The sequence below is a fragment of the Flavobacterium sp. genome (assembly GCF_043778725.1).
Taxonomy (GTDB): Bacteria; Bacteroidota; Bacteroidia; order Flavobacteriales; family Flavobacteriaceae; genus Flavobacterium.
This window is the reverse complement of the sequence record NZ_JAYWFT010000002.1, coordinates 38,945-60,965: the sequence shown is the minus strand read 5'-3', so window position 1 is coordinate 60,965 and position 22,021 is coordinate 38,945. Positions and strand designations below refer to the sequence as shown.

The window sequence follows — 22,021 nt, the reverse complement described above, 5'->3', positions numbered from 1 at the left end:
ATGTTAATCCCGATGGAATCGTAACTGGTGTTAAAGTAGCATCTGATGCAACTAATGGCGAACCATTTAATGTGTCATTTGCAAGTACACTTGTTGTTATTCCGCCTGGAGTTCCATTGATTGGTGTTGGCGTATCGTTAATAGCGTCAATTGTAGCGACTATAATAGTTGCTGTTGCATTATCACAATTTGCTGGATTCAGTGTTTCACATATTTTATACACAACTAAATAAGTTCCTGATGGTGTTCCTGATGCAACAGTAATTGTTCCTGATGGATTTAAAGTTAATCCTGCAGGCACACTAACACCACTTAAAGTGACAGTTGACAAACTAACAGGAGCGCTATTTAAAGTATCATTAATTAAAACACTACTTGCAGTTGTACCACCTGTGGCACCGTTAAAAGTTATTGCATTGTCATTTATTGCATCAATTGGAGATATAAATGGGACAGGAGTAGCTGTAGCAGTATTATTTGCTGGCGTTGGATCTTCTTGATCACCAGTTATTGTTGCTGTATTTCCACAAGAAGTTTGACTTGTAACTTTAGCAACAATAGAAAGTGTTGCATTGGCTCCATTTGCTAAAGTACCTATTGACCACACACCTGAAACACTATTATATGAACCAACTGAAGGTGTGGCGCTAACAAATGTATAACACGAAGCTGACAGCAAATCGTTAACAATTGTATTTGGGCTCAATGATGGACCAGCATTTGAAGCTGTTAAAGTAAAAGTTACATTACTTCCTACAGCTGGCGTGGTATTATTAACAGTTTTAGTTATTCCTAAATTTGCACATCCTAAAACTAAATTCAAGTTAGTAGATGCTGAAGAATAACCCCAACCCCAACTGTTTATTGTTCTTACATTTCCGAAGTCAGAACATTGAAAACCGTCTGTTTCGTTTATTCCTATTTGTGGTGCTGGTATTGTTTGTGCAGGATTACCATTTCCACTCCAAGCGTGAGCAGGTGAATTAGAACCAACAAAAGAATTATTTATACCTGCACCTGTAGTGTTATTTGCACCAGTAGATCCGTCACAAGTAGCACCAACATTTGTCAATAATGAGTCATCCCAAAACATTCTTGCATTTGCTATAGGAACTGGTAAAAGTAATGAAACTCTAATACCATTTTTATTCATTTCGGCATCAAACAGAGGAAGATTGAAACGTCCTTTTAGGAATGTTAAACCTAAGTTTACAGACGTACCAGATGGCACAACAGCACCTAATCCATTTAAACCATTCCATGATATGGTATTATTTCCTGCTGAAACTCCAAGTGCCTCAATAATCAAATCGGAAGTTCCCGATTGATAACCTACCGTACCGTTTAAGTCTAAGAGCAATTGAACATCACCAGCTTCGGCAACATTATAATGAATAATATAAGGCCCGCAACCGGTAACTGCTGGAGATAAAAAAGAGGGATTTACAGGAATTGCACCAACTGGAAACAATCCTACGTCTGGTGAATTTAAAAACATGTGATACCCGTTCAACAATGTTGGTCCAACGGCACTATTAACAGATTTTCTAGTAACATCCCAAGTACTTGCGGTTGAAACACCGTAACTATTTACAGATGCATTGTAAGCAATTGGTTGTAAACCTGATTGAAAATCAACAAACATTACGCACTGATCTGGCGTATAAACATATAGGTTTGGTTCAGAATTGGCCGTAGCAACATTACCAAAATTTGTAGGATCACAGGCATAAAAACTCCATCTATCACAATAGACACGACCATTATGTTTAGCAAAAGTTCCTGAATTATTAGCAACAGTTAAATCAAAAAATGGAGCATGAATTCTACCATTAGCAGCTGTATTGTCTGGTGTTACACCAGCATCATTGCTTCGATAAATTTCCATATAGAATTCACCATTTACAACTGGATTGAAAGTTAATGGTGCATATCCTGTTGTTATGCCACCTATATTTGGTCCATTTATTGCTTGCGTATAATTATCAATACTTCCTGCAGAACCTATTGTAGAATTCCAATTTCCAGAGGCTACAACTGTGCCACTAGGATTAAAAATTCTCCAATAAACATTATTCTGTCTAGTGGTAGCACCAACAACGTAATTTCTAAAATCAAAACCAAAGTAGAGGTTTTCATTAACGTTGTCAGTTACATAAAATTTAATTCGATTATCTTCACCACATCCGTAATATGGTCCTGAAAGTAAATCAGGAGCAGATAGTAATGATGTAATTGCAGTTGAATTTGGAGAAACCGAAGGAGTTCCTTCTGCAAAAACATTTGAAGACAAAAACATGAAAAACATTACAAGAATTAAATTAATAATTCCTGTTTTCAAAAAAGTAAAATTTCGCATACTTAAGTATGTTTAGGTTAAAAAAAATGTAAAAAAAAAATTTACACGAAACTCAGTCTTTCACACAAGACTAAATTTGGACGCGAAAATAGTTAAAATTTACTTAAAAAAAAGCGGCATGCATGAAAATTATTAGTAGAATAAATACTACATCTTGTCAATTCTCAATGAATTCAAGACATTTAAAAACAAATACTTATGTAAATTCATTTTATATTTTAATTCTTAGTTGATATTCTGTTTAAAGAATGATGAAAGTGCAACAATATTGTTAATGTCTAACTTTTCAAAAACTCTATTTTTATAGGTACTTACAGTAGACATTTGAATATTAAGTTTATTAGCTATTTCAAGATTTCCGCAACCATCAATTAGCATTTTAGCAACCTCAAACTCTCTATTTGAGAGAGCATCAATCGGATTTGTAGAAAGTTTTTTATTTCTATTATTCTTTAATTTCAATTTAATTTCGTCACTGTAATAATATCCTAAAGACAAAACACCCTTAAAGGCTGCAATAATTTTATCTTCGGAGCAATATTTATGTAAGTATCCATCGGCACCATTTTTAACATATCGCAATCCATAATGTTCTTCTTCGTGACAAGAAAAAATAAGAATTTTAGTTTTATTTTGTACAATTCTTATTTCTTTCATAATGTTGACATTTTCAATGCCATTCATAATAATATCTAAAACGACTAAATTTATATCTATCGATTTTAGAACTTCAATTGCATCTGGGTAATTTTCAGCATTATAAATCGTTGCATTTGGATAATAATCATTTATAATTAATTCAATTCCTTTTCTTACCACTAAATGGTCGTCTACTAACAATATGTTCAAATTAGAATTCATAATTATAAATTGTTTTCTTTAAATAAATCGGATAAAGAAACAACATTATTTATACTTAATTTTTCGAAAATTCTATTTTTATATGTGCTTACTGTAGACATTTGAATATCCAATTTATTAGATATTTCTAAATTGCCAAGTCCTGTTATTAATAATTGTGCAATTTCAAATTCTCTATTAGATAAACTTTCTATTGAATTGACTAATTGTTTTTTTCCAACTTTAGATTTAAGTTTATTTCTTATTTCATCACTGTAAAAACTTCCTTTTTCAAGAATTTCTTGTACCGCAGAAATAATTTTATCTTCGGAGCAATCTTTATTTAAAAATCCATCTGCACCATTTTGAATGTAGCGCAATCCATATTGACTTTCTTCATGTGAAGAAAAAATAAGAATTTTAATAGCAGGTTGAATGTCTTTAATTTGTTTCATGATTTTGATATTCTCAACACCATTGATGTTTATATCTAACAAAATTAAATCTATTTTTACAGCTTTCGCAATTTCTAAAGCATCTTCATAATTTTCTGCATTGTAAATAGTTGCGTTAGAAACATTAGAGCCTAAAATTAATTCAATTCCTTTTCTAACGACCATGTGATCATCAACTAATAGAATATTTTTACCTGAATTCATAAAAACAAAATTTTATTTATATGTATTTATTTACATATTTGGATTCAAATATAAAAATTTAAAACACAACACAAAAAAAACCCTAATGAACATTCATCAGGGTTTTTGAAAATGTCTTAAAAATTATTCTTCAGATACTATTGCTTTGTCTTTATCAACATGAACATTTAACGTTACAGCAACTCCATACTCATTAATCATAGTCATACTTAAAACATCTTTTTTAGCTAATTTTTTTGAAACAAATCCATTAAAATTATTATAGGAAATATTCATTTCTGTTAGATATTGTAATTTTTCTATATCTAGTGGAACTTGACCATTCATTTTATTATCAAATAAACTTAAATTTTCAAGAGCAACTAATTTAGAAATAGAATTACTTAAACTTCCAACCAGTTTATTACTATTTAATTGTAAAACTTTTAAAGATTTTAAATCATACAATGAATTTGGTATCGTTCCAGAAATTTGATTGTTGTACAATGATAATGTTTGAAGATTGGTCAATAAACCAATTGCAGTTGGCAATTCACCCGAAAGATCATTCATAAACAATTCAATTTCTTTTAATGAGGTTGCATTTGATAATTCATTTGGAATTGTCCCTGTTAATTTATTGAAGGAAATATTTAAAACTTGAAGTGATTTCATTTCGCCAATAGATTGTGGAATAGAACCCGAAACCTGATTTTTAAAAAGATTTAAAACATTTAAATATCTTAAATCTGAAATAGAAGCTGGAATTGTACCCGACAAGTTATTATCTGACAAATCAATTGAAACAACTCTGTCATTAAATAATTTTACTCCATACCATGAAGTAACTGGAGCATTCAAATTCCATTTTGTTTTCCATTGTTCTCCATTGGTAGACTTATTGAATTGCAAAAGGGCATTCTTTTCGGACACAGAAATTTCTGCATGCATTATAACAGAGAAAAACAAAGATGCCAAAAGTGTAATTGTTGCTTTCATAATTATTTATTTAAAAAGGTAAAACAACATAAATTATCGTTTATACGCAAATAAAATCGATGAAATGCATTTTTTTGAATAAATTTATGAGTTAAAATAGTTTTTTTCTTACAAAAAAAATTATTATCAAAACTAAATAAAATTATATATTTGTTATACTAATCAATAAAATTTGTGAATTATGCACACATTATTAATACTTTTATTATCAGCGTTTTCGTCGCTTGTAGTTGGATTTATTTGGTACAACCCAAAAGTTTTCGGTACCATTTGGATGAAAGAATCTGGGGTTTCAGAGGAAAAAATTAAAGGAGGCAACATGTTTGCAACTTTAACAATGGCATTTATCTATGCTTTTTTCATTTCAGTTATCATGCAATTTCTTGTAATTCATCAAACTGGAGCATTAGGTATGGTTGGAGGCGATGCAACTAAAGCGCTTCCGTCATACAATGCTTTTTTAGCAGATTATGGAACAAAGTTTCGCACTTTTAAACATGGTGCTTTACATGGTTTTATGACTGGATTATTTTTTGCGCTACCAGTTATTGGCGTTGGCGCTCTATTTGAAAGAAGAAGTTGGAAATACACTTTAATTGCTGGTGGGTATTGGGTAGTTACTTGCACAATTATGGGTTCAATTTTATGTCAATTGATATAACTTATTACCTACATTAATTTAAAGCTCTTTGTTTCAAAGAGCTTTTTTATGTTATTTTATCAATTGAAGCGGCAAGTTTAAAATCTTTTTCGGTCAATCCATCGGCATCATGAGTTGATAAAGCAATTGAAACTTTGTTGTATACATTAAACAATTCTGGATGATGGTTTTGCTTTTCAGATAAAAGACCAACTCTTACTATAAAACTTAGTGCTTCACTGAAATCATTAAATTCAAATTTTTTTTCTATTTTTTTATCATTTAAATTCCAATTATTAAGTGCTTTAATGCTCTTTTCGATTTCTAATTTTGATAACTTTTCCATGACTTTTATTTTTTTAAATGCATTTAAATATAAAACAGACTAAATTAACTAAATTTGAAAACTATAATTTAAGCTATTGAATCCATCTATTTCTTTTACAATTTATCATAAAGTTAGTGAAATTCCTGTCAACTGGAACGAACTTGCTGTTAAAAATATTTTTCTATCTCAAGAATATCTTCATATTCTTGAAAAATCGGCTCCAAAAAACATGATTTGCCATTATATTGGTCTTTATAAAGAGGAGAAATTAGTTGGAATAGCACTTTCACAATTTTTAGATTTAAATAAATTAGAATCTTTTGGAGATAGAGATAAATGCATAAAATCTAAAGTGAGAAATTTTGTTTTTAAAAATTTTTCTTCTCATGTTTTGTTCATAGGAAACAACATGCTTACGGGTCAAAATGCGTATTTTCTCTCTGATAAAATTGATAAAATAGAAGCTATTGAAACACTTAAAAAAGCATCTGATGCATTAAAAATAATTTTTAAAACCAAAGGAAAAAAAGTTCATATCACTACATTTAAAGATTTTGATAGTTCTGACATTTCTAATTTTAAAAAAGCTGGTTTTGATGATTTTTATCAATTTTCAACACAACCAAATATGGTTTTTAAAATTAAAGAAGAGTGGAAATCTGAGCAGAGTTATATTGATTCATTGTCTAAAAAATACCGTGATCAATACAAACGTTCTCGTAAAAGAGCAACCGAAATTGAAAAAAGAAAATTACACCTAGAAGACATTATTGAACACGAAGAAACCATTTATGATTTATATTTTTACGTGGCAAAAAATGCACCTTTTAATACCTTCTTTTTAACAAAGAATCATTTTAGTATTTTTAAAGAAACTTTAAAAGATAGATTTTTGTTTTATGGCTACTTCCTTGACGAAAAGCTTATAGGCTTCAACACTTTAATAAAAAATGGCGAAGCAATGGACACCTATTTTCTTGGTTATGACGACACGATTCAAAAAGAAAAAATGCTGTATCTAAACATGCTTTACGACATGATCGCCTACTCTATTAATAAAGGTTTTAAGGAAATAATTTTTGCTAGAACTGCGTTAGAAATTAAAAGTTCTGTTGGCGCAAAACCTCAAAAGATGTTTGGTTTAATGCAACATAGCAATTCTATAATTGATAAAAAAATTGATAAAATTTTTACCTACCTAGAACCCGAAACGGTTTGGCAGGAACGAAATCCGTTTAAATAAATTATGGAATGGCAACTTTCATTTGAGCTGGTAAAATATTAATATTTAATAGTGTTTCCTCTCCAATATATTCGCCATCAATTTGAAAACTGACTGGTAAAGCAGTAGTTATTGTTGCTTTGTCGGTAGAAATGATTTCGACATCTTCAGAGTTTACTGGAATATTTCCTGTTATTATTTTTCCAAAAACTAGTAAATCTAGATTTTTCAAAATCACTATTTCAAATTTTCCGTCGTTCATTACTCCATCAGGATTTATGGTAACGCCAGTTCCATATTTTTGAGAATTTGCAATTACAATCATCCTTGCAACACATTTTATAGTTTCATTATTGGCTACAATTTTGGCTAAAAAAGGTTCCTCAAGTTCAGTTAATGTTGTAATTACTTGCAAAGCATATCCTAGTTTTCCTCGTGTTGAGCCGTTTTCGTAGTTTTTAACCAATTGAGCATTAAGTCCTAAATCACTTAAGTGTATACTTTTTTTTCCGTTTATTGAAATCATGTCCATTTTCATAAAATGATTGTGAAATGATACCGAAAGATTTTCTTCAATTGTAGACGGCAAATTCAAATCTACCGATAATCCGTTGGCCGAACCTGCAGGAATAATTCCGAAAATTACATCTTGCTTTTCTAATGCTTCACCAACCATTTTTATAGTTCCATCACCACCAGCAATCAATATTCGTTCAGGTTTGTGCAAATTATAAAGCGTTTTTAATGCTTCTTCGTCGTTTTCGCCCGAGGTTTCATAAACTACAATTTCTACATTATACTCTTCGGCAAAAACCAGAGTTTTATTTAAAATTTCACTTTTATCTACATCGCCAGAAATTGGATTTACCACCAAAATGTATTTCTTTTTTACTGTCATGGATTACTATTGCTAAAAAATTTGTAATTTGTGAATCTCTTTCAAATATATGCAATTAAATGAAACCCATTCTAAAATTATATCGCGGATATGCCAACGAGCAAGAATTGATTGTGATGGGTCATGTTTTTAAACCAACTTCTAAGGAAGATTATGATTTTCAAAAGAAGAATTTTAAAAATGCTACTTCGGTAATTAGAATGTTTCGTATTGCAACTAAAGCCAATACCGATGTTTATCTAGAGCAAAACGGAAAAAAAATTCATACAAAAACTTTAGACGATGGGTATTTTAAATTTTGCATTCCGTTGCAAGAAAATAGGAATTATGGTTGGATAAATTACAGTGTAAGTATTTTTGATGGAGATGAAGAAATTATAGAAACAGCAAGTTACATAAGACCACACGAAGGAAATTTTGGATTTATATCTGACATTGATGACACTTTTTTGGTTTCGCATACTCGAAATCCTCTAAAGAAATTGTATATTTTATTGTTTAAAAACGTTTATGACCGTAAGGTCTATGAAGATGTTGTTCCACATTATTTGGCATTGAGTTTGGCTGGAAGAACTAATAAAAAAGAAGAAAATGCTTTTTTTTATGTTTCTAGTAGTGAATGGAATTTGTATCGATTTATTATTCAGTTTACAGAGATAAATAAATTGCCAAAAGCGGTTTTATTGCTTAAAGATATTAAAACCAGTTTGACCGATTTGTTTATAACTGGTCGTGGTGATCACAACCATAAGTTTGAAAAAATAAAACATATATTGGAATTTTATCCTAATTTGCAATACACACTTCTGGGCGATGATTCGCAGCATGATCCTTATTTATATGAGAATATTTGCAAAATATTTCCTGTAAATGTGAAAGCAGTTTACATTAGACAAACTGGAAATTCTAAAAAAAGTAAAACAGAAATTGCCTTAAAAAATATTGAAACCTTGAATGTTGAAGTGTGCTATTTTAAAAATAGTACGGAAGCAATTGCTCATTCTAAAAAAATAGGTTTGATTATTTAACCGAATTCTAGCCCAGATTAGAATGGAAATCCTTGCTTTGTAAAAACTATTTTTTTGCTAGTTTTGCAGAACGACCAACGGAAGTTCCTGCAAAGCTTTGCAAAAAAAGTTTTTACAAAGCAAGATTGGAATGTAAAGCTGGAAATAGCTCCAAAAATTACAAATTATCAATTTCTTGTTGAACAGTTTCCCATTCGGCAAGAAGTTTATCTAAATCGGCTTTTTTCTTGTTGTATGCCATGAAAAAACTTGCGTTTTCCAAGTGTTTGTCATAGTTAGAAGCCAGTTCTTTATCGTCTTTTTGAATGTCAATTTCTAGTTGTTTTATCTGACTTTCTACTTTGCTCAGGCGGTTTTGAAGTGACTTACTTTTCTTTTGATCTTCGTAGGAAACTTTAGAATTACTAACTGGTGCGTCTTTCTTTGCAACGTCTTTTTTCTCTACTTCGCGCATGTTTTCCATGTTGCGTTGTTCTAGAAAAAAGTTAATATCGCCAAGGTATTCTTTGATTTTTTGGTCTTTAAATTCATACACCAAATTGGACATTCCTTGCAAGAAATCTCTATCGTGCGATACTAAAAGTAATGTTCCTTCATACTTTTGAAGTGCGGCTTTTAGTACGTTTTTAGATTTTATATCCAAGTGATTTGTTGGCTCATCCATCACCAATACATTGATTGGCTGAAGCAATAACTTACATAATGCCAGTCGATTACGTTCGCCTCCAGAAAGTACTTTAACTTTTTTATCGACATCGTCACCACGAAATAAAAACGAACCCAGCATGTCACGAACTTTAGAACGATTGGTATCCGTTGCAGCGTCTTCCATAGTTTGCAGAAGCGTGATTTCACCGTTTAAATATTCGGCTTGATTCTGGGCAAAATAACCCACTTGAACGTTGTGACCCAATTTGATTTCGCCTTGGTATTCGAATTCGTTTACGATTGCTTTGATAAAAGTAGATTTTCCTTGACCATTTTGTCCAACAAAAGCTATTTTACTGCCTCTTTCTACCAAAAGTGAAATATCTTTTAGGATGGTTTTATCACCGTAAGATTTGGTTACATTGTCGGCTTCGACTACGACTTTCCCTGGTACTTTGGAAACTGGAAATGAAATATTCATGACCGAATTATCGTCTTCATCGACTTCAATTCGTTCTACTTTATCTAATTTTTTAATTAACGATTGCGCCATTGATGCTTTGGAAGCTTTGGCGCGGAATTTCTCAATTAATTTTTCTGTTTCCTCAATTTTCTTGGCTTGATTTTTTTGAGTTGCCAATTGCTTTTCACGAATTTCATGACGCAATTCAAGATATTCTGAATAAGGTTTGTTGAAATCGTAAGCTTTACCTAGAGAAATTTCAATAGTTCTATTGGTTACATTATCTAAAAACATTTTATCGTGCGAAACTATTACTACAACGCCAGGAAAATTCCTTAAAAAACTTTCCAACCAAATGATACTTTCAATATCCAAGTGATTGGTTGGCTCATCAAGAAGCAAAATGTCGTTGGATTGTAAAAGTAATTTAGCCAATTCAATACGCATTCTCCAACCTCCAGAAAAAGTTTCTGTTTGGTCGTTAAAGACCTCTCTTTTAAAACCTAAACCTAAAAGAATTTTCTCGGTATCTCCAACGTAGTTGTATCCACCAAGTAATTCAAAACGATGTGTATAATCGGATAAATCTTCAATTATTTGCGAATATGCATCACTTTCATAATCGGTTCTTGTCACTAATTGAAGGTTTACTTCTTCTAATTTTTTTTCTACAATTTTAATTTCTGTAAAAGCTTCATAAGCTTCTTCAAGAACTGTTCTTCCTTGTTCAAAATCGATATCTTGACGAAGAAAACCCATTCGAACTTCTTTTTCGGTAGCAATTTGTCCAGAATCTGGTTTAAAATCGCCAGCAAGAATTTTTAGCATTGTAGATTTTCCTGCGCCATTTTTTCCTACAAGTCCTACTCTATCGCCAGAACCAAGACGAAAAGTTACTTCTTCAAAAAGATAAGAACCACCAAAAGAAACCGATAAATTGTGAATGTTTAACATTAAAATAGTTTAAAAGATTGTGTTGATTTTAAGACAATATTAAATTAGATATCAGCTTTTCAATCGTAAATTTGTATGACCAAATTAATGGTAAAACAAATATTTTGCAAATGTTAAAAAAAGGATCCAAACTATATAGTATTTTAACAGGAAGTTGTCCAAAATGTCATCAAGAAAGCATGTATTTTGAAAAAAATCCATACAATCTGAAAGATTTATACAAAATGCACGAAACTTGTAGCCATTGTCATACACAATATATGATAGAGCCATCTTTTTTTTATGGAGCGATGTATGTTAGTTATGGTTTGACAGTAGCCCTTGGTGTAGCCATTTTTGTGATTTCAAATGTGATTTTAAACTTTCCAGTAAAACCAACTTTTATTGCAATTGTTGTAGGAATTATTGTTTTAATGCCTGTAACGGCGAGAATTGCGAGAAACATTTATATCAATATGTTTATTCATTATGATAAAAACTGGAAACAAAATTCTTAACCCTACGAATATCAATTGCTGGTTCTAGAGGTTTATCATTTTCAATATGATTAAAAAGACTTGTTGCCATTGCTGGAGCAAGCATTACACCACGAGTTCCAAGTCCGTTTAATAAATGGATTTTATTGTATTTGGGATGCGTTCCTACCAATGGTCGTCTGTCTTTTACAGTTGGCCTAACGCCAGCATAATGTTCAATTATTTCAAAATCGCAGTTAATTAATTCTTTTAAGTTGTCAGTCAATTCTTTTTTGGCAGCTTCCGTAGGGATATTTGTTTTGTCTTCCCAATTGTAAGTTGCTCCAACTTTGTATAAATCATTACCAATTGGGATAATAAATATTGATGATTTTACAATTACGTCTAGTTTTAAATTTGGGGCTTTTATAAGAAGTAACTCGCCTTTTGTTCCATCTAATGGTAAATTAGAGAAAAAAGGATTTAAAAGCATTCCAAATCCTTCTGCAAATATTATGTGTCGTGCTTTAAGATTTTTATATTCGACATAATCTACGTTTGTATTTAAAAGGGAATAATCAAATGTTTCTTCAAGATATTGATTTTGGCTTACTAAAAATTCTTTATATTTTTCTAATAAAAGAGCTGTGTCAACATAACCCGAATATAAAACTTCACCATAATTAAATGGAGATGATATAGCATCAAGTTTTTTAGAAATCAAGTTAGTGGAAAGGAATTTTGAAAGATTAGGTTTATCAGAAGCTGTGAACCAATTGTTTTGTTCTTCAACGGAATAGAATATTCTTAGTAAAGGCAATTTATAATCTAACTTAACCTTCAATTTAAGTTCTAAATCGCCGTAAAAACTATAAAGTAAATCAAGTTGTTCTTTAGCTTGCCATACTTCACTAAATCGCTTTAAAATTACAGGATTGTACAAACCACCAGCGATTTTAGAGGAATTTTGTGATTGATTATTAAGTACTACAATACTTTTATCATTTTGCAAAGCAATTTCAGAAAAAGCAATGCCCGCAAGTCCAGAACCAACTATTATATAGTCTAACATTTAATTGTATTTATAAATAAAGAAAAATAAAAAAAACTCCTACCAAAGGTAAGAGTTTTTTAATATTGTATGAAAACTTAAATTAGTAATTCCACATGTCTTGCTCGAAGTTACGGATTTTTTCTTTCACTCGTTCAGATTCTAACAACTGCATTTGAGCATTGTCTTTCATGTAATCTTGAATAGTTCTGTCACCATAAACATTTTCTTCTTTATAAATAACACCATTAAAGCGTCTGGAATTTAGAAGATGATCAAACGTAATTGGCATTGCTGAATTTTTATCATTGAAAGCTTTCGCATCATGAAGGACATCACGTATTGATGGAAAATATACCCAAAATAACTCAATTACATCAGCATTATCTTTTCCAATTTCTCTTGCTTCTGGAGCAACTGGACAAATAGCTAACAATCTGTATTTTAACTCACTTTGGCGTTTGTCAAAATACCAAAATCCTTTGATCTTATATCCTGATATATCCTGTGCAGACAATTCTTGTTCATTGATAAATTGCTTATCTAAAATTTTTTTTCCAGACTTATAATCATCATAAAAATTATTAATCTCGTCAAAACCTGCTTGAGCAGTATCAATATATTTAAAAGTAGAACTCATGTCTTTTAATGACTTTTTAGTATTAAAATAATCATCAGCATAGACTTCTGTTATCTTTCCACTTTTAATTCCATTAAGTAAAACTTGAAAAAGAGATCTTCTTTCTTTACCAATATTAGCTGTATCAACAGGGTAGTATAAAGGAAAATTTATTCTTTCATCAAGATCAATTATTTCCCAAGTAGTTTTACCCATTAAGACATCTCTGTCATGAACATAACCATAAGGAAGAGGCTTATCATTATCAGATTCTAATTGAGCGGCAGTTTTTTTACCTATCTCATCTGGAGTTTTAGCATTCAATAAATTTGATTGTGCAAAAGAACTGTAACCTCCTGCAACAAGTAAAACAACCAATAAAAAGTTTTTCAATTTCATAATTTATAATATTTGTTATCTATGTGGGTAATATATAACGAGAAATTCAGATAATTATTGTACTTCCCAAGTTACTGGAGAACATTTCCCAGGAACAATACCACTACCAATACCAACAATTTTAGTTTTAATATCAAATATAGATACTTGATCACCTCTACCAACTTTAGCTAAAGCAGCAGCACATTGAGCATTAACTCTATCACCATTCACAATAATTGCAGGTTGACCAGAAACTTTAAAAGTAAACTGGGTAACTGTATAACTTAAATCATACAAGAAATCTGGTAATTTAGCTGTTATTTGAGCAACTTGTAAACGTGATTTCGGACCTTTGCCTGAACCCATTTCACCAGCAATATACCCTGTTGGTGGAGGTATATTTTTTACTCTGAACACCTTTTTATCTGTAACAGTTTTACCATCAGACATTTTCCCAGTAACTGAAACAGTAACTTCAGTACCAGAACTAGGATTCAAATTATAAGTACCAGGCTTAGCAGCTTTTGTCAAACCTGTAGCGCTAGCATTTACATTATTATCAGAAATACCAGCAAATGAAATTGTCATTGGGTTAGGTAAACCTCTGTAAACTACGTTCATTTTGTCAGCAGATATATTAGCTGAATTTGGACGAGGAACAACAACATATTTACCTTCAAATTTTAATGGAACAGGCTTTCCTTCTTCCATAAAAGTAAATGTTCCATTAATATTTTGCTCACCAATACCTCCAGCAGTCATTGAAATAACTGCTTGACCATTTTCAATTTTTCCTGGTCCTTGAAATGATGTAGGCTTAGTATTTGCATCATATTTTCCTATAACAACTTTACCAGTAACTTGTTCACCTTGAAAATAAACATTTTTATCCAAAGCAACAATAGCTTGGAAATTTTTTAGGGACATTGATTCAACAGCTGCTTTTCCTAACAATATGCTGTAAACATCAGCCTCAGCTTTCTTCACATCATTTTGCCATGAAGTAAGTTTAGCCAATGAAGCTATTGATGGAAAATGCTCAAAGTGATATGACAAATATTTTTTTGTTATACCTTCTCCATCTTTAACATCTTTAGTGTCAAATTTAGAATTCAATTCCGACATTACATTATTCATCTTGGAATTTGAACCAATTACAGATTTCATGTCTGCTTTATACTTTTCTATTGCGCTAACAATATCATTCCCTTTAGAAGAATAGCCATCACCTTTAAACCAAGTCTCATCTATATGAAGACCTTTATCCATAGCCTCGTAAGGCAATTTTCCAGTTTCTTTATCTACTTCTACGCCATTAGTCGCATCTTTTTTAAGATTATCAATATAAGCGTAGAATTTTTTTGTAATATCAGCAACTTTATTTGATTGAGCAGCAGCATCTGCAAAGTGTGGATCTTCTAAAGCCTTCTTATCTAAAGCCTGCAACATACCTTCATTTGTTGTTATTGAACTAGAATTTGCGCTATCAAATTTTTCATTCATTAATCCGAATGCCGATAATACTTCTTTTGACATATTTAATGCCAACATAGCGATGAAAACCAGATACATCAGGTTAATCATCTTCTGTCTAGGGGTTAATTTTCCTCCTGCCATTTTTTCTAATTAGTTTAGTTTAAAATTTTGTTTAATAATAAATTTAGTTTAAAACTAATTATCCTTTATTGCTCATTGCAGATAACATTCCACCATATACATTGTTTAATGTAGATAAGTTAGAAGTTAAAGATTGCATTTGGTCTTTTAATTTTAAGTTGTTTTCAGCAACTTCATTGTTAATTTGTGCATTTTTCTCTGCGCTTTGAACTTGTACATGGTATAAACCATTTAAAGTTTCAAGGTGAGTTGCTGCTTTAGTCATTTCTTCTGCATATTTCTTTTGTCCTGCCATAGCATCAACAGTTGGAGATATAGATTTTGCTGCACCTTCAAAGTTTTTAATACTATTTCCTAAGCTTGCCATCAATTCACCATCGATTTTAGCTTCTTTTAACATGTTGTCTAATTTTTGAGAAAGCAATCCTTGAGCATCTTTGGGATCTTCAATTTTTTTAGCTTTTTCTTTAGCTTGACCACCAGCTAATTCAGGATAAACAAGTGACCAGTCTAATTCTACGTCAGCAGGCTCAAAAGCAGATAAAGCAAAGATGAAAGCCTCAGTTAACAACCCTATGATAAGTAATGCACTTGCAAATGGCCAGTGTTGAATTTTAAATAATGCTCCAACGATTACAACTGCCGCACCCATACCGTAGGTGAAATTCATGATTCTTTTAGGAATTAAAGCCATAATAATAATAATTTTTAGTTAGTTAAGTTTAATATTTAAGTTAGTTAATATTCAATTTATCTTTTTACAGTTTTTCCATTTCCTGTAGTTTGAGTTCCCATATAATCTTGAACTGTTCTAAAACCAATGTAGCTTCTAGCAGTATCTTGATATTCGAAATCTCTTGTTCCAACTTGCAAGAAGTAAGAAACGTCTTTCCATGAACCACCTCTAACAACTTTACGTTTGTTCGAAGTATCTGGTACATTTGGATTCATCGTTGAAACATATTCGTAAGCCGATGCATCATAAGACGAATCTGTCCACTCTGCTACATTTCCTGACATATTATAAAGATTGTAACCATTAGGTTGATATGATTTAGCTTCAACAGTATACAGGGCTTGATCTGCTGCATAATCTCCACGGCTTGGTTTAAAGTTAGCCATAAAACAACCTCTATCATTTTTAGTATAAGGTCCACCCCAAGGATAGTTTCCAGATTGTAAACCTCCACGAGCAGCATATTCCCACTCAGCTTCTGTAGGCAAACGGAAAGAATTTATTAAATCTCTTCCTTTTTTCTTTTTTACGTAAATGTTTTTATTTAAAGTTCTCCATGCACAGAATGCCTTAGCTTGTTTCCAGTTAACTCCAACCACAGGATATTCTCCGTACGCTTGATGCCAAAAATAATCATTGTGCATTGGCTCATTGTATGAGTATGCAAAGTCTTTGATCCAAACTGTTGTATCTGGATAAACTTTTGTATTTTCAGTTTTAATGAATTTACTTCTTTTACCTACTTTAGCTTTAGCCGCAGCTTGAATATCCATCCAAGAATAGTGAAATTGCAATTTATTAACATCAATAGTTCTCAACCCATTAAATGATTCTGCTACTGGCAAATACATAGTATCCATAACTTCTACATAGAATTCATCTGGATATTTTTTTGTATCGGTAATTAATTTAACTTTTTTGTTAAGTCGTCTTCCAGCATAAGCATCGTCTGTAGTACCTACACTATAGTAATTTTCATACATATATTTATCATAAGGAGTCATTTTAGCTGGATCTTGATCATTAAAAGCAAAATCACCAATACTTCCACCACTTTTACCACCTTTTCCAGATCCTTTTTTAGTACCAGTTTCATCAGCAAGAATAGCCAAACGAACTCTTATAATAGAATCCTTAACCCATTCAACAAATTGACGGTACTCACTATTTGTAATTTCAGTTTCATCCATGTAGAATGATCTTACGGTTACTGTTTTGGTTGGAGCATCTTGAACATTAGCTAAATCATCATCTGATTTACCCATGATGTATGCACCACCAGGAACTAAAGTCATTCCGAATGGTTTTTCTGGATGCCATTTCTTGCCTTTTACTCCAACTAATTCGCCTTTGTCATTAGACTTTCCACAGCTTACCAATAGAGCTAAAACAGATGCAAATGCAATGAACTTCTTCATATAAATTTGGGTTAATTATGTATTCTTATTTTAAGGGCGTAAACCTATCTATTATTTTTGAAAAAAACAATTATTTATATCTTAAAATTTTCATTTCTTGACCAAAAATACAATTATATATTTAGCGTCAAAATAAAAACATCGATAAAATGCAAAAAATTACGATTATTAACGTTTTCGTGGTATTTTTATAATATATTACCTACAAAACATTGGTTAAATAATTTTATAAGATTTTTATTTACTAAAATCTTAAATTATACTCTTGCGCTGTGCCTTCCACCATCTTTCTGGAAACTCTTGATTGCAAGCTGCTAAATAATCATCATGCGTACAAGGCAATAACGTGTTCTTTTTTAATTTATTGTGCGAATTAGTGAAAAATGGTATTTCAATCCACCATCGCTCAGTTTTATTACTTTTATAAAAAACAATATCTTCATCATCTAAAGGCACTGTATATTTTATATAATTGTCTTTGCTACCAAATGGATATTCATTTGATCTATAATGAACGCCTTCTATAAAATACCAAATAATTTGAGCAATTAAAGGCGATTCTTGCTTAGCACTAAAATGATTAAACACTCCAAAAGAAGATACCTTATCACTAATTCCTGCATATCTTGACAAGGAACATATTTCTTTGCCATTAAATCCGTTGGGTTGATAATTGTTTAAATTTCCCGAATCTGATGATTTAACTGAATTTAAATCTATACTTACTAAATCTGCATCTCTAAAAACAGGCTCCGAAATGGATAAATTATTACATATTTCTCCCAATCTATAGGCGTCAAAAAACAACTTCTCCATTAAATCAATCTCCTCTTGAGAGTTGTAATAGGTTTGAAAACCAATATTACTATAATTGAAAAGATTATTAGGTTCGTCAACAATTATTTTGGAAAAATAGGACTCACTAGAAATGGTTTCTTGTTGCTTACCCAAATCAAATTTATTGTCAATAGAGACTAAATTAACCATTTGTTCTAAATCGTCATATCCTCTATAAATAGCATAAGTTAAATCTTGTGAGCCGCCAATTATTATAGGAATAATTTTATTTTTAACTAATTTTGAAACTACTTTTTGTAGCGCAAAATAGGTGTCTTCTTTAGAATTACCTGGCAGAATATCTCCTAAATCTGCAATTATTTTACTCCAATTTCCAGGAAATAAATTATACAATTCTTTTCTAATAAAAGATAAATCACTGGTTGTAGCATTTTCTCCTGCACCTCTATTTTCTGGAACTCCAACAATAGCAATATTTATTTTAGAAATATCAGGAAAATCATCTTCTGTATGAAAGACAACTTTACTCGATAAATGCTGAGATGAAAGATTTTTTATATCGATCAGTAAATCAGTATCAATTGGCGTTAAAAAATCAAATTCCATGTATTATTTCTTTTTTACTGGTGCTTTTTTGGCAACTGTTTTTTTAGCAGGCGCTTTTTTAGCAGCTGTTTTCTTTGCAGGAGATTTTTTCTCAATCATTTCTTGAACTTCGGCTAAAGTTAATTTAGTTGCATCAACATCTTTACTCAGTTCAATTTTGATTTTACCTTTGGTAATCTCGCTTCTTCCCCAACGTGCTTTTTGAACCAAAATTCCTTCTGCTTCCCAGTTGTGAATTACTTTATCAATATTTTTTTGAAGCTTGTCTTCAATTAATTCTTCAATGTCATTTTGAGACAAATTATCAAAATTATATTTTTTAGAAACATTGATAAAAATACTATTCCACTTGATGAATGGTCCAAAACGACCTGTTCCTTTTTGAACACCTTCGCCCTTATAAACAGCAATTGGTGCATCGGCTTGGGTTTTTTCATCGATTAAAACTTTAGCTCTTTCTAAATCTACATCCAATGGTTCTTCACCTTTTGGAAGTGAAACAAATACTTTTCCGAATCTAATAAATGGTCCAAAACGTCCAAGACTAACTTCAACTTCTTCACCTTTATATTCTCCTAATGCTTTTGGAAGTAAAAATAAATTTAATGCTTCTTCCAAAGTAATGTTACCCATATTTTGTTCTGGGCGCAAACTTGCAAATTTCTTTTCTTCGTCGTCAATATCCCCAATTTGAGCCATTGCACCAAATTTTCCTAAACGAACCAAAACCGTTTTACCCGATTCTGGATGTTTTCCTAAAATACGTTCGCCACTTTCTCTATCGGCATTGGCTTCAACATCTTTTACATTAGGATGGAATTTATCATAAAACTCCTGCATCATGGTTGTCCAATTGATGTTTCCTTCTGCAATTTCGTCAAAATCTTGTTCGACTTTGGCAGTGAAATTATAATCTAAAATCGCGTCAAAATTCTTAACCAAGAAATCGGTTACAATATTTCCGATGTCGGTTGGAACTAATTTTCCTTTATCGGAACCTGTGTTTTCTTTTAAAATTGTATCCGAAACTTTACCAGATTGCAAAGTCAATTGTGTATATTTTCGTTCCTGACCTTCAAGTGTTCCTTTTTCAACATAACTTCTGTTGATGATAGTCGAAATAGTTGGTGCATACGTTGACGGACGACCAATTCCTAATTCTTCCAGTTTTTTTACCAACGCAGCTTCGGTATAACGACTTGGCGGACGAGAATATCTTTCGGTTGCCGTGATGTAATTGTTAATCAATTTTTCATTGACTTTCATTGCTGGCAACATTCCTTCTTGTTCATCATCATCATCGTCATTTCCTTCTAAATACACTTTTAGGAAACCTTCAAATTTGATAACTTCTCCAGATGCTGTAAAAACTTCTTGATGATTATTGGCTTCAATTTTTACGTTGGTACGTTCTAATTCGGCATCACTCATTTGAGAAGCTAAGGTTCTTTTCCAGATTAAATCATATAAACGAGCTTGATCTCTATCAATATTTACAGTATGACGCGACATGTCTGTAGGACGAATTGCTTCGTGTGCTTCTTGTGCGCCTTTGCTTTTATTTACAAATGTTCTTGGTTTAGAAAACTCTTTTCCATACGATTTTATAATTTCGGCTTGAGCAGCTTCCATCGCATCTTTGGAAAGATTTACACTATCGGTTCTCATGTAAGTTATCAATCCAGCTTCATATAAACGTTGAGCTAATTGCATTGTGATTCCTACTGGAAGGTACAATTTACGTGCCGCTTCTTGTTGTAAAGTTGACGTTGTAAATGGTCCAGCTGGAAATTTCTTGGTAGGTTTAGTTTCTAAATCGGCTACCTTATAATTTGACCCGATATTTTTAGCTAAAAAATCTTCGGCTTCTTTTTTTGTATTAAAATTCTTTGGCAATTTGGCTTTAAAAGCTCGTCCTGCTTCGTTAACAAACTCGGCAACAACTGAATAACTTGCAAGTGCTTTAAAGTTTTGAATTTCGCGTTCTCTTTCAACAATTAATCTCACAGAAACCGATTGCACACGACCTGCAGAAAGTCCGCCTTTGATTTTTCTCCATAAAACTGGCGATAATTCATAACCAACTAATCTATCTAAAACTCTTCGGGCTTGTTGTGCGTTTACTAAATTGTAATCTATTTCTCTTGGATTATCGATTGCTTTTAGAATGGCAGTTTTGGTAATTTCGTGAAAAACTATTCGTTTGGTTTTGTTTTTATCCAAATTTAATTCTTCTGATAAATGCCAAGAAATAGCTTCTCCTTCGCGATCCTCATCGGAAGCTAGCCAAACCATATCGGCTTTTTTTGCTAATCCTTTAAGTTTGGTAACCAATGCTTTTTTATCGGCTGAAACTTCGTATTTGGGTTTGAATCCGTTTTCGACATCTACTCCTATTTCTTTGGAAGGCAAATCGGCAATGTGTCCATAACTCGATTCTACTTGGTAGTCTGCTCCAAGAAATTTCTCGATGGTTTTTGCTTTTGCTGGTGACTCTACTATTACTAAATTCTTTGCCATTTACTTTTTTGTTTGTGAGGCAAAAGTAGAAGTTTTTTTTAGATTTTTGGTAATTGGATATAAATTTGGAACTTTTCACAATTAAAAAATAGAAAATTAAATTCTATTTACTGCAATTTTTGAAAGTCTCTTATTGTGAATTATTGCTGTAAAAACTACATTTTTATTATTCTCATCAATGTAAAAATGAATATTATAGGGAAATGTTTTTGGATGAGCAATACGAACATTCTTATATCTTGGCGAATAAGAACTTGGCATTGTTAAAATTTTTTGAATTGCTATTTCTATAGCTAAAGCAAATTCAATTTCTAATCCTTCTTTTTGTTCTTTATACCAAATTTTAGCTTCTTGGATATCTGCAAAAACTGCATCTAAATAATATGCGTTGTACATTAAATTTTGCGCTTTAATTCTTCCAAAAGGTTATCTATTGGCTTCAAACTTTCAGTGTTTTTTGCTATCGATGCTAATCTAGTATCTATTAGATCTTTTTCCCATTGTGGAAGATCTTGCTCTAAAGTTTCAATATCTGGATAGTTATTTTTTATCAAATTCCAATCTTCCATTGGCACATAAACACCTGTTTGATTGCCTAAATTATCTTGTAATACTTGAAGTTTCATGATTTTGATTGTTAGAATATTGTATAATAGAAGTTTCTCAAACAAAGCTACTAAAAATATTATGAATTAAATTATTATTTTGGAATTTGTCTTGCTATGCAAAAACAAAATATCGGAATAATGAATAGTGAAGTTTATTTAGTTTAGCTGTAAAATATAAACAAATTTGTTTACATT

Annotated in this window: 20 protein-coding genes; 4 read left to right on the top strand and 16 right to left on the bottom strand. The window is 31.4% G+C overall.

Features of this window, described 5'->3' with window-relative positions; translation table 11 throughout:
• The 4 genes from ACH2CG_RS01015 to ACH2CG_RS01000 form a co-directional block, all read right to left on the bottom strand.
• Positions 1-2,359, bottom strand: a 2,359-nt coding sequence (locus ACH2CG_RS01015) for a DUF11 domain-containing protein (RefSeq protein ID WP_395061309.1), incomplete at its 3' end; no start/stop codon positions are given.
• Between the two features lie 225 nt (positions 2,360-2,584).
• A complete protein-coding gene (locus ACH2CG_RS01010; RefSeq protein ID WP_395061307.1) occupies positions 2,585-3,220 on the bottom strand; it encodes a response regulator in 636 nt (211 codons plus the stop codon).
• Between the two features lie 2 nt (positions 3,221-3,222).
• Positions 3,223-3,858, bottom strand: a complete 636-nt coding sequence (locus ACH2CG_RS01005) for a response regulator (protein ID WP_395061305.1) — start codon at positions 3,856-3,858, stop codon at positions 3,223-3,225.
• A gap of 123 nt (positions 3,859-3,981) precedes the next feature.
• A complete protein-coding gene (locus tag ACH2CG_RS01000) occupies positions 3,982-4,836 on the bottom strand; it encodes a leucine-rich repeat domain-containing protein (RefSeq protein ID WP_395061303.1) in 855 nt (284 codons plus the stop codon).
• Between the two features lie 181 nt (positions 4,837-5,017).
• Between ACH2CG_RS01000 and ACH2CG_RS00995 the strand changes: the two genes are divergently transcribed.
• A complete protein-coding gene (locus tag ACH2CG_RS00995) occupies positions 5,018-5,497 on the top strand; it encodes a DUF1761 domain-containing protein (protein ID WP_395061301.1) in 480 nt (159 codons plus the stop codon).
• A 46-nt stretch (positions 5,498-5,543) separates the two neighbouring features.
• On the opposite strand, the gene ACH2CG_RS00990 is transcribed toward ACH2CG_RS00995, so the two are convergent.
• Positions 5,544-5,822 (bottom strand): 4a-hydroxytetrahydrobiopterin dehydratase, encoded by a 279-nt coding sequence (locus tag ACH2CG_RS00990; protein ID WP_395061299.1) that lies wholly within the window; start codon positions 5,820-5,822, stop codon positions 5,544-5,546.
• Positions 5,823-5,898: 76 nt separating this feature from the next.
• Here ACH2CG_RS00990 and ACH2CG_RS00985 point away from each other — a divergent pair, with 76 nt between their 5' ends.
• Positions 5,899-7,047 carry an 8-amino-7-oxononanoate synthase gene (locus ACH2CG_RS00985; protein WP_395061297.1) on the top strand — a complete coding sequence of 383 codons (1,149 nt, stop codon included), beginning with the start codon at positions 5,899-5,901 and terminating at the stop codon, positions 7,045-7,047.
• Position 7,048: 1 nt separating this feature from the next.
• Here the strand turns inward: ACH2CG_RS00985 and ACH2CG_RS00980 are convergent, their stop codons facing one another.
• Entirely contained in the window at positions 7,049-7,924 is an 876-nt protein-coding gene (locus tag ACH2CG_RS00980) for a diacylglycerol/lipid kinase family protein (protein ID WP_395061295.1), read from the bottom strand.
• Between the two features lie 59 nt (positions 7,925-7,983).
• Between ACH2CG_RS00980 and ACH2CG_RS00975 the strand changes: the two genes are divergently transcribed.
• Positions 7,984-8,952 carry an App1 family protein gene (locus ACH2CG_RS00975; protein WP_395061293.1) on the top strand — a complete coding sequence of 323 codons (969 nt, stop codon included), beginning with the start codon at positions 7,984-7,986 and terminating at the stop codon, positions 8,950-8,952.
• A 157-nt stretch (positions 8,953-9,109) separates the two neighbouring features.
• On the opposite strand, the gene ACH2CG_RS00970 is transcribed toward ACH2CG_RS00975, so the two are convergent.
• Positions 9,110-11,017, bottom strand: a complete 1,908-nt coding sequence (locus tag ACH2CG_RS00970; RefSeq protein ID WP_395061291.1) for an ABC-F family ATP-binding cassette domain-containing protein — start codon at positions 11,015-11,017, stop codon at positions 9,110-9,112.
• Between the two features lie 110 nt (positions 11,018-11,127).
• Between ACH2CG_RS00970 and ACH2CG_RS00965 the strand changes: the two genes are divergently transcribed.
• Entirely contained in the window at positions 11,128-11,514 is a 387-nt protein-coding gene (locus tag ACH2CG_RS00965; RefSeq protein WP_395061289.1) for a DUF983 domain-containing protein, read from the top strand.
• Here ACH2CG_RS00965 and ACH2CG_RS00960 read toward each other — a convergent pair.
• The 9 genes from ACH2CG_RS00960 to ACH2CG_RS00920 all read right to left on the bottom strand — a co-directional run bounded on the left by ACH2CG_RS00960 (position 11,477) and on the right by ACH2CG_RS00920 (position 21,844).
• On the bottom strand, positions 11,477-12,544 hold the full coding sequence (locus ACH2CG_RS00960; protein ID WP_395061287.1) for an NAD(P)/FAD-dependent oxidoreductase: 1,068 nt from the start codon (positions 12,542-12,544) through the stop codon (positions 11,477-11,479). The genes ACH2CG_RS00965 and ACH2CG_RS00960 overlap by 38 nt on opposite strands.
• 82 nt (positions 12,545-12,626) lie before the next feature.
• Positions 12,627-13,541, bottom strand: a complete 915-nt coding sequence (gene gldN, locus ACH2CG_RS00955) for a gliding motility protein GldN (protein ID WP_395061285.1) — start codon at positions 13,539-13,541, stop codon at positions 12,627-12,629.
• 54 nt (positions 13,542-13,595) lie between these two features.
• Positions 13,596-15,140, bottom strand: coding sequence for a gliding motility protein GldM (gene gldM, locus ACH2CG_RS00950; protein ID WP_395061283.1), 1,545 nt, complete (start codon positions 15,138-15,140; stop codon positions 13,596-13,598).
• A gap of 58 nt (positions 15,141-15,198) precedes the next feature.
• A complete protein-coding gene (gldL, locus tag ACH2CG_RS00945) occupies positions 15,199-15,834 on the bottom strand; it encodes a gliding motility protein GldL (RefSeq protein WP_395061281.1) in 636 nt (211 codons plus the stop codon).
• A gap of 56 nt (positions 15,835-15,890) precedes the next feature.
• On the bottom strand, positions 15,891-17,294 hold the full coding sequence (gene gldK / locus ACH2CG_RS00940) for a gliding motility lipoprotein GldK (RefSeq protein ID WP_395061279.1): 1,404 nt from the start codon (positions 17,292-17,294) through the stop codon (positions 15,891-15,893).
• A 252-nt stretch (positions 17,295-17,546) separates the two neighbouring features.
• Entirely contained in the window at positions 17,547-18,698 is a 1,152-nt protein-coding gene (locus ACH2CG_RS00935; RefSeq protein ID WP_395061277.1) for a formimidoylglutamase, read from the bottom strand.
• A gap of 3 nt (positions 18,699-18,701) precedes the next feature.
• A complete protein-coding gene (topA, locus tag ACH2CG_RS00930; protein ID WP_395061275.1) occupies positions 18,702-21,218 on the bottom strand; it encodes a type I DNA topoisomerase in 2,517 nt (838 codons plus the stop codon).
• 96 nt (positions 21,219-21,314) lie between these two features.
• Entirely contained in the window at positions 21,315-21,614 is a 300-nt protein-coding gene (locus tag ACH2CG_RS00925) for a hypothetical protein (protein WP_395061273.1), read from the bottom strand.
• Positions 21,614-21,844: an addiction module component CHP02574 family protein gene (locus ACH2CG_RS00920; protein WP_395061271.1), complete on the bottom strand. Its 231-nt coding sequence runs from the start codon at positions 21,842-21,844 to the stop codon at positions 21,614-21,616. The genes ACH2CG_RS00925 and ACH2CG_RS00920 overlap by 1 nt, the downstream gene beginning before the upstream one ends.
• Between the last annotated feature and the right edge of the window lie 177 nt (positions 21,845-22,021).